Here is a 9,215-nt window from a genome sequence, read left to right on the forward strand (position 1 = left end):
CGAAATAAAACAAATTTCCAATTTACGGAAGAACCTAAACAAATGGCTTTGAATCGTACGTATCGGTTTCGCATTATTCTTGCGCTATGCGCAATTGTTCTATCTCAATCGAACATCCTGGCGCAAGAGGTTTCCTTCGAGTCGATCCAACCCGATTGGGTCGCGCTTGATTTCCCCGAGCTCGCCCAGCGCGCGCCGTCAGACATTGTTGATGACCTTCGCCGGGGTGATTATGACCAAGCGCGGGCGAAACTTATTGAAGCCGCGCAAAGCGTCGATGATGAATCGACTCAGCAGTTTTTCATGCACGAAGCAGAACGCATCCGCCGTATTCAGCGCGATTATTCACTCGACCTGGATGGATTAAAACGAGCGCTGGATTCGCGGGTTGAAGGCTGGACAGAGAAAGAACTCAACCAGTGGCTGAACGAAGGCCGCTTTGACATGCGGATTCTACAAGGCGTTCCCCGCTTTTTGGGCGCGAGCGCATCCAACCTTTATTTTCGCTATCCCGAACTTCGTTCGCGGTGGTTGCGCAGCGACTACAGCGCCTTTGGCGCGGCGAGACTCAAGACAGCGCAATATGCGCTCAATACATCTCAAGCCGATGATGAGACCCAAGGCGCGCGGCGTTTTCATATCCGCATGACGGTTAGCGTTGAAGACGGCGCCGTCCAACCAGGCGAGACGGTGCGCTGTTGGCTGCCCTACCCCAAAGAGACGAGTTTCCAGCGTGACGTGACATTTATATCCAGCAGCCACACCAGTTCGATTGCCTCGAACGATGCGCCGCACCGCTCGATCTATATGGAGCAAACCGCGACGGAGTTTCCGCCCGTGTTTGAAATCGAGTACGCCTACACGGCCCTGCCGAGATACGACGCCATTGATCCTGACAAAGTGACAAATGATCTGCCCGCAGACGTTTCAAAATTCCTCAAAGAAAAACACCCGCAAATTCGCTTCCATCAAGAATTCATTCAGTTAGCGGATTCGATCGTCGGCGATGAAACAAATCCGTATCAGGTCGCATTCAAACTCTATGAATGGATTGGACAATATGCGGACTACAGTTTCGCCCGTGAATATTCAACGCTAAACGACATCCCAATGTATGTTCTCCGCAACCGCTATGGCGACTGCGGGCAATTGGCGTTGTTGTATATGACCTTGTGCCGCATCAAGGGAATCCCTGCGCGTTGGGAATCAGGATGGATGATTTACCCCGAGGGCAAAAACCTGCACGACTGGACATCAATCTATCTTTCGCCCTACGGCTGGGTTCCGGTTGACCCCAATTTCGGCCTCGAAGCCTGGAAAAATTGGGGCGGATTAAAGCAGGAAGAACGCGAGTTGTTGTCTCGCTTTTACTTTGGCCGTCTTTCTCCGTATCGGTTGGTTGCGAATGATGAGTTTGGAGAACCGCATACCCCGATAAAACGCTTTCCCCGATCTGACACGGTTGACTTTCAGCGCGGTGAATTAGAAACCGACTCAGAAAATCTCTATTTCAACCAATTTGATTACACACTCGAAATCCTCAGCGACGAGCCATTCATGCAAGAGTGAAATCCTGGTGTTTTTTTTCATCAATCAGCAATTTTTCACTTGATTTTTCTAGCCCGCCGATTTATTATCTTTTCATTATTAATGAAGGGCAATTTTATGATTTATAAATGATGCCTTTCTCTGTTTTTCATTTGTTTTCTTTCTGGGACCTGCGAAGAGTTTTTATAACTATTTGACAAAAAGATGGTTAGAAATTTATGAGATGTGTATGAATATATACGTCACGTGAATTTTATATCTTTATATTAAAGGCGCCTAAAATGGAAAAGAGAAACAATACGCTTGCATTCACATTAATTGAGCTTCTCATTGTCGTAGCGATCATTGGGATTTTGGCGGCAATCGCTGTTCCAAACTTTCTTAATGCACAAGTCCGCGCCAAGATTTCTCGCGTCCAGGCCGATCAAAACGCTTACGCGACTGCATTTGAAATGTATTTTCTTGACTTTGGCAATTCCCGCATCGAAAACAACGAATTGTTCCGTTTGACCACGCCAGTCTCTTATATTGGAACTCTCAATCCCGATCCGTTCGCGCCCGCAGAAGAAGGCCGCTTCAATTTTATCCATGCCTTAGACCCCAGTTATTTTATGTGGTCGCGTACGCCGCAAGACGACGGCTATGACTCGCTGGTCGCAGATTTTAACATCTGGACGGGGTATCCCAATATTTGGGCGGGCGGTCAAAACGACAACTGGGCGTATGGCAAAGTGTTTTATCAGATCCGCAGCGTCGGCCCCAACAAAGCCAATGAGTATGGAATGAGATTTGACGCAAGCAACGGTCTCGTTAGCAACGGCGACATCAACTATTTCGGTTCAGGCAATCTGAACCGGTCATACGGTGGATGCTGTCAGCGCTAACGGCCTAATTTTATATTTTTGCTTGAATTAGAAAAGGAGAGTTCTATGACAAACAAATTTCGCAAAGCAGTATTGGCTATGGCAGTGTGCGCTTTTGCGCTGCCAAGCTACGCACAAGCGCCTGATCCTGTCATCGGATTTGATTTCGATGAAGGTTCGGGAGAATCAGTAATGGACCTGAGCGGACAGCATGAAGGCGTGTTTGGCATTACGCCGAACCCAGACGCCATTGTTGAAATCGTTGATGACACGCCCTCAGGGGCCGCAGGCGACACAGCGGTTTTCTTCAGCGGCAACGAAGTGTTGATTGGTTCGACGGATGCGCAGCCGTTTTTAGACCTGGAAACATCGCCAGTTACCGTTGAACTATGGGTTAAAGCGACCGATCTGACGGAAACCTATATGGACTTTTTCCGCTATGGCAATTCGCTTAAGATGGGCATTTCCAGCGGCAATTTTATTTTCACCCATCTGGCCGTCGCCGATTATCCATCCGGCGTTCCAGTGGAAGTGGACGTCTGGCATCACGCAGCAGCCGTATTTGAACCAGAAGTCGGCATCACCTTCTACTTGGATGGCGAAGAAGCAGCGTTTGTTGCAACCACGAATTTCCCCAGAGTTCTTCAGAACTCGACTTTCGTCATGGGCGGCGCAGGCAACAGCAGCTTCTATACGGGCTATCTGGACCGGTTCCGTATTCACAATGCAGTATTAACGGCGGGTGAACTTGATAGCGTTGCTGACGCCCCCAAAGCAATGTTAGATTCCACGATTGCGAGTTATGATTTCAGTTCGTTCCCTGCGGAAAATGCAGCAGCGACTGAAGTAACACTCACCCCGCAAGAAACAACCATTCTGCAATCGAGCTACCCCGAATGGGGCGCTGGCCCGACCGGTCAACCAGGCGACTTCGCATTGTATTTTAATGGAGAAAACGCACGCGTTTCCGTCCAAGACCCCGAAGACGCATTTCAGTTAGACCTGGACTTAACTTTTACTCTGGAAGCATACGTCAAATATGAAGACCAGCCGAATACCCGCGCCATTGTGTTCTCATACGGCGTTCCCGGAACCGGCGGCTATTCATTCTCCGTCACAACCGATCCGCGCAAAGTGTTTGTCACAACCTATGGCATTTTGGACGCTGACAATGAATCAGTAATTCCAGATGACAGCGGCTGGCACCACATCGCAGTTGTACACGATACAGCGGCGGCGGAACTTCGTTTTTATGTAGACGGCGAGTTGGGCGATACGCTGGAGTATACAGGCGGCGTCAACTTCTCGGTTGACCGCAATGCGCTCTACATCGGCGTTGAAGGCCGCCCCGGCTCAAACGCAGCGGGCCTGCCGTATAAGGGCTATATCGACCGCGTTCGCGTTCACACCTCCGTGCTGGCGCCGGAACAATTCAGCATTGTTGAAGTAGCTGACGTTTCGGAATGGTCAATTCACTAAAACCGATTCGTAATCATAAACATGAAAAAGGCGAGGCATCATGCCTCGCCTTTTTTTATCTAACCGATTCAATGCCGCTGCTGCATCAATATAAATTCCACTCGTCAACGTCATTGACGAACTTCCCATAAACGAGAATGCGCTGGTTGGCGTTATCGGTGATGAATATAAATTCGACGGTCGCTGCGCAGTCCGCCGGATCACCCAAGGGACCATTCGGCGACTCAGACCCGTCAATCATCGCGACCGGCGCGCTTGGGTCTGCGGAGTGATAGGCCGCAATCACTGCTTGTTCCGCCGAATAATCCGGCACATAAATCATGTCATCATACCCATCATACTCAATCAACTGACTGTTAACGCCATAGGTCGAATTGACGCCGCCTTGCGCGATGAAGCCATTGGTGATTTCCGTGTATGCGGTCGGGTCGTCCGCAGAACCGCCGCTCAATCTATTCACGCTGTTGCTTGAATCGCCGCCGTTTTTCGCCGCATAGATTTCATTGGTTGTTGGGTTAAAAGCCACGTCGCGCTGATAGGCTTCCAATCCTGTCACAACATGCAATGGAACCGAATCGTTGGCGTCCCAAAACTCGATGGTGTTGAAGGTGGAAAGAATGAGCGTGTCATCATCCATCAATTCAACGCCGTTATATCGTTTGCCGCCAACCACAACGCCGTCAAAAAAATCTGCAACGGGTTGAAAATCCGGCGCCGGGCTGAGTTTACGCACCGTCGCGGTATCTGCGCTTCCGCTTTCGAGCGCGAGAAACACGTTGCCCTGGCTATCGACCGCAACGCCAGTGAATCCACGCCCCGCGACAACCTCCGTGTCAGCCGCGTCATCAACCAGGACATGGCTTTCGACGCTGGTTACGGTCAATGGGTCCGCGACATAATAACAGCGCGTCTGGTTCGGCCCAGCGAATGTAAAGACGGTGTAATACACGCCGCCGTTCGAATCAACGGCGATCGCCAATGGATCCCCCGCAGTTTCAAACTCCAACAGATACGTCCCGAGCGTTGATTGTGAATAGGCCGATGAAACAACGAGAAACGCTAAGACAAATGATGCAGCGCGATACATAAGGTTATTCCTTTCTGCTTGTGGAAATATGCAATACTTCACTGTTGTATAACAAATCGTATGCCCAAGCAATACAAAAATATATACACAGAAGCGGTCTTTTTATTGCTGAAGTTTCGTTTGGCGTTTTATTCAAAAGGAAAGGTTCTTCCGTAAACTTGGATACTGTTTTTATTTCGCTGCATTAGGCATGGGTACAACTCTGCTCGCTTCAGTGCGGGCTTTCAGGCCCTTTTGCACAGGCGCTCCCCGAGTTGCACCCATGCCGGAATACGTTTTCGCTATCAAAATTATGACCATCCATCAATGCAAACACTTACATAGCGGATGAATCTTTTTTTCGAATTTTTAGCGTTATACGAAAATGCGTAGCGGATAATCCCCCACGCAAAATAGCATGGTCATTGCATAAGAGAATAATCATTTATACGATGAACCGACATCGGCTTTTGTCTTCCATTCTCCAACGAGAGGACGTAATAATGAGAACGAATCGATTTTTGATCGTTGTTTCGATCTTGATTTCATCATCAATCGCGGCCCATTCATTTGACGCGGAACAAGCCAAATCGCTCATTGAAACCCATCGCCAAGAGTGGGAAATCCCCGGCATGGCGGTCGCGATTGTGCATCAGGGAGAAACCCTGCTGCTAGACGGTTTTGGCGTAAAGAACATCGGCAAAAGCGATCTCATTGATGTTGAGACCCAATTCGCCATTGCATCCAATTCCAAGACCTTCACCTGCGCCGCATTGGCGATGGCGGTCGATGACGGTTTGTTAAATTGGGACGACCCGGTGATTGATTATCTGCCCACGTTCCGGCTGTCGGACCCATACCGGACGCTCGACATGACCATCCGTGATCTGGTTACGCACAAAACAGGGATGGAAGGCGGCAACCCCGCCTGGTGGCGAACCGAATTCACGCGCAAAGAATTGCTTTCGCGATTGAAATATTTGGAAGTCAGCCAAAAATTTCGCAGCGGGTACTACTACAACAACTTAATGTACTTTACCGCTGGAATGGTGTTGGAATCAGCCAGCGGCATGAGTTGGGACGACTTCATCCAGACGCGCATTTTTGATCCACTCGGCATGAAGAACTCATCGTCGAGCATTCACGGTTTCGATGAGAAATCCAACATTGCGGTCCCTCATGCGTTTCATCGCGGCGACGACAAAATTGAACCGACCGAATGGTATGACGCCAACCACGTCGGCGCAGCGGCGTCCATCAGTTCCAGCGCCGTTGATATGGCGACGTGGATGAAGTTTCTGCTTGCGAAAGGAAAATTCGGCGACCAGCAACTCATCAGCGAAACCCAGATTGAAGAAATGCAATCGCCGCAAACCATCCTCTCGACCCAGTCGATCAACGACATCGGGCGCCATGTCAATTTCCACGCCTATGGCATGGGGCACCGCATGTATGAATACAAAGGGCTGAAATACGTCGAACACGGCGGGCATGTAGTCACGTTTCGCTCGCACGTCTGCTTGATTCCTGAGTTGGAATTAGGCGTGACGGTTTTAACCAACAGCGAAACCGATTGCTGTGAAGCGATGTGCTATGCGTTGTGCGATCTATTCTTAGAACAAGACGGCCCCGACTGGCTGGACATCTATTTGAAGAAACATCGCGAATGGCGCAGCAACATCAAAAAAGAAACAGAAAAACGCACCGAAGAGCGCATCGCCGATGCGCCCGCCAGCCGTCCGTTAGAAGACTATGCGGGCGAATATACCCACCCGATGTATGGATCGTTTTATCTCGAAGCGAAAAACGGCTCGTTGAATTTCAACTTCAACCAGACCCATTTGTTTAAAGGGAAATTGAAACATTGGCATTATGACACGTTCTTGCTGCTGCCGGATTTACAATTTCGCGACGAAGCCCTGGTTTCATTTCAACTGGATACGAGCGGCGCTATTTCCAGCGTGAAAATCCTCGGGGCGGTTTACGAAAAGAAGGAGTGAATTCGCCTGTTTTCATTCGGGCATGGGTACAACTCTTTTCGCTTCAGTGCGGGCCTTCAGGCCCTTTTGCACAGGCGCGCACAGACTTGCCCCCATGCCCGTCGACGTGATTGTTGAAACCTTTTTTCTGTAATTATTGATTCTTCACTCTAAACTTTTCATTCAAAATCGCGGTCTCATCTAACACCGCGTGCATGACCACGCTGCGCTCATCGGTGGTGTAGACGATATGGATTTTGCCGTCGCGTGTTTGAATCGCGTATGGATAAGCAAACGTATTTTCGCCCGTTAATATGTCGCGCTGGTAGGCGTAGGTTTTATCGCCGTCGGTTGAAAGCGCCAGCGTCAACGGCGTACGATCATTCATATTGTCATTAAACACCAACAGCAGATTGCCGCTTTGCAACTTCAAAAAATCGATTGCCGCATTGGGATTTTTAAACGGCGTCTTTTTTGCGTCCGTCCAGGTCCAGCCGCCGTCATGCGATTCCGAACGCAACATCCAACCCTCAGTCGTCGGCTCGTAGCCGCCCGCGCGCCGCATATAGCAAACAAAATAGTCATCCGTAATTTGCTCGACCTGCGGCTGCAAGTTACCGTTAGCCGATTGGATGTAATCAGTTGCCTTCCATTTATGCGTCTTGGGGTTGTAGCGCAAAAAGTAGGACGCGGTGTCGCCGCCGACCAGTTCGGTATCCATGCCGGTTTCAATATACACGGGCAGCATATACTCGCCGTTGTTCAATACAATCGGGCGCCCGCGCACCATCGTCCCTTCGTCCATGGTCAGCATAAAAGAATCCGACCATGTATAAGCGTCGTCTTTTGACACCTTGGCTTTGATGCGCGACGACGACCAGGTCTCGCCGTAACGGTTGACGTAGAACAACCAGACCAAGCCGCCGGGCGCTTGCCAAACGACGGGGTTGCCCTCGGAACGCCAGGGCGTATCCGCGATGATGGTCGGCTCGCTCCATTTGCTTTCGCCTTTCACAAGACGGGAAGCCCAGACGGCGGTATCAACGGCGTACTCGCCTTCGCCGCAGTAGTACGTCACATACAAATCGCCGTTATCTAACTCGGTTATCGAGGCGGGATGTTTATAGGGGCCGGGAAGTTCAGGTCCAAACAAATGGTTGATTTGGACGTCATCCGCCGCAAATGTGAAAGATGAACACACCAACATAAATACGACTACATATCGAAAGTTCACTGTCAGGCTCCTCTAATTTAAATTTCTGGTGATGAGTCGCGAGGTGAAAAATGCGAGTTGAATGTATCACCATGAAGGATTCGCATCTGGTTTAACTGCTGATTGGCGGCTTCGACCATAATTGAAACGTCGTGTGAATAAAGAATCCAGTTCAAGCCCGCGTCGATGTATTGCGCCAATTGCGGGGGCGGCGCCGTATCCGCCTTGACGTGCATCCCCGCGCCCAAGCCCGCCCGGCGCGCGCGTTCAATAATGGAAAGCACGGCTTCCACAAAGCGCGGGTGCTGATATTGCTCAGGGAGTTCAAGCGAAAGCGAAAGGTCATGCGGACCGATGAACACGCCGTCGACGCCCGCGACGTTCAGTAAAGCGTCGAGGTTTTCTATCGCGGGGACGCTTTCGATTCCAATGAGAAAGTAATTGTTTGCGTTGTAATGGAGCAGATAGCGTTCGGTTTCTTCGTTCAATTGTTCAACGCCTGCGACGACATTGCGCAAGCGCTGGCCTTTGAATGGACGGAACCGGGCCACGCCCGCCGTCTCGGCGATTTCTTCGACGGTTTCAATATATGGAACCACAATTCCTTGTGCGCCAGCGTCTAACGCAGCGGTCGCGAGATGAATATCCGGGTGGAGAATGCGCACCGCTGGCGACGCGCCATGACTCGCATACGTCGCGCACAACGCGTGAAGGTCGCTGCGGTCAACCGGGACATGTTCGGTATCCAGAAATACAAAATCAACATCAAGCCCCAGCGTCTTTTGGGCATAATAGGCGCTGCCCGCATGGCTGATATGAATGCCGTATACGCGGCGGCCTTGCCGGATCGATTCGCGAATTTTATTTCCTTGCATCACATCCTGCTTTTTGTTTTTCGCTATTGTAATCACAATTCAACAAAATTATGGTTCTTCCGGTGTTTGGATACTTTATCACAAATTGAATTGCGTTTTTTTGACGCTTTTTCGTAAATTCTTGATCTTTCGCTGTATCAGGCATGGGTACAACTCTGCTTGCTTCAGTGCGGGCTTTCAAGCCCTTATGCA

The 9,215-nt window shown here is 50.1% G+C and carries 8 protein-coding genes; 4 read left to right on the plus strand and 4 right to left on the minus strand.

From position 1 onward, the window contains the following. Positions 1-42 precede the first annotated feature (42 nt). The 3 genes from P9L94_04260 (at position 43) to P9L94_04270 (ending at position 3,890) form a co-directional block, all read left to right on the plus strand. Entirely contained in the window at positions 43-1,569 is a 1,527-nt protein-coding gene (locus P9L94_04260) for a transglutaminase-like domain-containing protein (GenBank protein ID MDP8243272.1), read from the plus strand. Positions 1,570-1,829: 260 nt separating this feature from the next. Continuing rightward, the gene (locus P9L94_04265) at positions 1,830-2,432 is read left to right on the plus strand and encodes a prepilin-type N-terminal cleavage/methylation domain-containing protein (protein MDP8243273.1); all 603 of its coding nucleotides are present in this window, start codon (positions 1,830-1,832) and stop codon (positions 2,430-2,432) included. 45 nt (positions 2,433-2,477) lie between these two features. Further along, on the plus strand, positions 2,478-3,890 hold the full coding sequence (locus tag P9L94_04270) for a LamG domain-containing protein (protein MDP8243274.1): 1,413 nt from the start codon (positions 2,478-2,480) through the stop codon (positions 3,888-3,890). Between the two features lie 85 nt (positions 3,891-3,975). Here P9L94_04270 and P9L94_04275 read toward each other — a convergent pair whose 3' ends face one another. Then, positions 3,976-4,977 (minus strand): hypothetical protein, encoded by a 1,002-nt coding sequence (locus P9L94_04275; protein MDP8243275.1) that lies wholly within the window; start codon positions 4,975-4,977, stop codon positions 3,976-3,978. A 482-nt stretch (positions 4,978-5,459) separates the two neighbouring features. On the opposite strand from P9L94_04275, the gene P9L94_04280 reads away from it, so the two are divergent. Beyond that, positions 5,460-6,956 (plus strand): serine hydrolase, encoded by a 1,497-nt coding sequence (locus P9L94_04280; GenBank protein MDP8243276.1) that lies wholly within the window; start codon positions 5,460-5,462, stop codon positions 6,954-6,956. A gap of 133 nt (positions 6,957-7,089) precedes the next feature. Here the strand turns inward: P9L94_04280 and P9L94_04285 are convergent, their stop codons facing one another. The 3 genes from P9L94_04285 to P9L94_04295 all read right to left on the minus strand — a co-directional run. After that, positions 7,090-8,169: a sialidase family protein gene (locus P9L94_04285; GenBank protein MDP8243277.1), complete on the minus strand. Its 1,080-nt coding sequence runs from the start codon at positions 8,167-8,169 to the stop codon at positions 7,090-7,092. 17 nt (positions 8,170-8,186) lie between these two features. Continuing rightward, on the minus strand, positions 8,187-9,023 hold the full coding sequence (locus tag P9L94_04290; GenBank protein ID MDP8243278.1) for an aldolase/citrate lyase family protein: 837 nt from the start codon (positions 9,021-9,023) through the stop codon (positions 8,187-8,189). Further along, positions 9,010-9,215: hypothetical protein (locus tag P9L94_04295; protein ID MDP8243279.1), on the minus strand; the 206-nt coding region annotated here is incomplete at its 5' end. The genes P9L94_04290 and P9L94_04295, both read right to left, overlap by 14 nt.

This window comes from Candidatus Hinthialibacter antarcticus, from assembly GCA_030765645.1.
GTDB lineage: Bacteria > Hinthialibacterota > Hinthialibacteria > Hinthialibacterales > Hinthialibacteraceae > Hinthialibacter > Hinthialibacter antarcticus.

Bases quoted from the DNA above. Each gene is read 5' to 3' on its own strand.
- P9L94_04280 (MDP8243276.1), top strand. From the start codon at position 5,460: ATGAGAACGAATCGATTTTTGATCGTTGTTTCGATCTTGATTTCATCA.
- P9L94_04260 (MDP8243272.1), top strand. From the start codon at position 43: ATGGCTTTGAATCGTACGTATCGGTTTCGCATTATTCTTGCGCTATGC.
- P9L94_04270 (MDP8243274.1), top strand. From the start codon at position 2,478: ATGACAAACAAATTTCGCAAAGCAGTATTGGCTATGGCAGTGTGCGCT.
- P9L94_04265 (MDP8243273.1), top strand. From the start codon at position 1,830: ATGGAAAAGAGAAACAATACGCTTGCATTCACATTAATTGAGCTTCTC.
- P9L94_04290 (MDP8243278.1), bottom strand. From the start codon at position 9,023: ATGCAAGGAAATAAAATTCGCGAATCGATCCGGCAAGGCCGCCGCGTA.
- P9L94_04275 (MDP8243275.1), bottom strand. From the start codon at position 4,977: ATGTATCGCGCTGCATCATTTGTCTTAGCGTTTCTCGTTGTTTCATCG.